2 protein-coding genes and 1 pseudogene are annotated in these 958 nt (G+C 52.8%); all 3 read right to left on the bottom strand.

Going from position 1 to position 958, the window contains the following annotated elements; all coding sequences use genetic code 11:
* On the bottom strand, positions 1-451 hold a 451-nt coding region (locus tag OCV62_RS18840; RefSeq protein WP_262588268.1), incomplete at its 3' end, for a CHC2 zinc finger domain-containing protein.
* Between the two features lie 6 nt (positions 452-457).
* Complete coding sequence (locus OCV62_RS18835; RefSeq protein ID WP_158436415.1) at positions 458-736, bottom strand: immunoglobulin; 279 nt, start codon at positions 734-736, stop codon at positions 458-460.
* A pseudogene (locus OCV62_RS18830) lies at positions 733-958 on the bottom strand (DNA topoisomerase III); the annotation flags it as partial. The gene OCV62_RS18835 and the pseudogene OCV62_RS18830, both read right to left, overlap by 4 nt.

Raw genomic sequence — 958 nt, 5'->3', positions numbered from 1 at the left:
GGATTGCTTCCACAAAACGGGGGTGCGGTTCTTCCTCCGGTGTCCTGGGAGAACGGTCGGCTTCCCATTTTTTCAGCAGATAGTAGTAATCGGACAGTACGCGATAACAGCGCTGTCGATCCTCCCGAAACTTCTGTGCCTCGGTTTTTTGCCGGACATATCTCCTGCGGGGCGGGGCCTGACTGTCATAGATCAGGCCAAAGTCCTGTGCCAGTTTCTCCGCCGCTTCTTTTGGGGAGAGGTTAAAGAGCTTTGCGGTAAAGTCGATCACATCCCCATCTGCACCGCAGCCAAAGCAGTGGAACCGCTGGTCTACCTTCATGCTGGGGTTCTTATCATCGTGAAAAGGACAGCAGGCCATACCAGTTCGACTGACTTTTATCCCGTAAAACTCTGCCGCTTCTCTGGTGCTGACCGACTGCTTGACCGCTTCAAATACATTCTCTGCCATGTGCCTTTAACTACCGGACTTTTTCACAGGGGGCTGGTATCCGGCGGCTTTCGCACGCTCACTGGCAGCTTTGCGACGCTCGGCGCTGTATGGCTCCCGGACTGATACACACCGCTTGGGGACGGTAAAGTTATGGGCGTCCTTTCGGGTGATCTGGTCGGGGTGCTTTTTTGCCAGCAGTTCCAGCTTCTCCATCAGACAAGGATCATGAGTGTAGACCTCAGCCATTGGTTCTGCCTGGTTATAGAGGAGAATGGTTTCCCGTTCCACTAAAGAGAGCTTCATCGGCTGCCTCCTTTCCGCTGATCAAATTCCAGCTTGAAATTGGCATACTGTCCATCGTCCTCCAAAACCACAGTGGCATCGTAGGTCTTGCCGGTTTTCTCCGAATATAGCCCCGTCACATGGACACAGCCATCGTTCAGCAGCGCAGACACCACAGCTTTGGTCGGCTCTTTTTTCTTGGCAGCCCACCATTTGTTGTTTTTCCAGATTGCAAATTTGCAA

Origin of the sequence: Gallintestinimicrobium propionicum (assembly GCF_025567525.1) — a bacterium.
Lineage (GTDB): Bacteria > Bacillota > Clostridia > Lachnospirales > Lachnospiraceae > Gallintestinimicrobium > Gallintestinimicrobium propionicum.
This window is presented reverse-complemented; position numbering and strand designations above follow the sequence as displayed.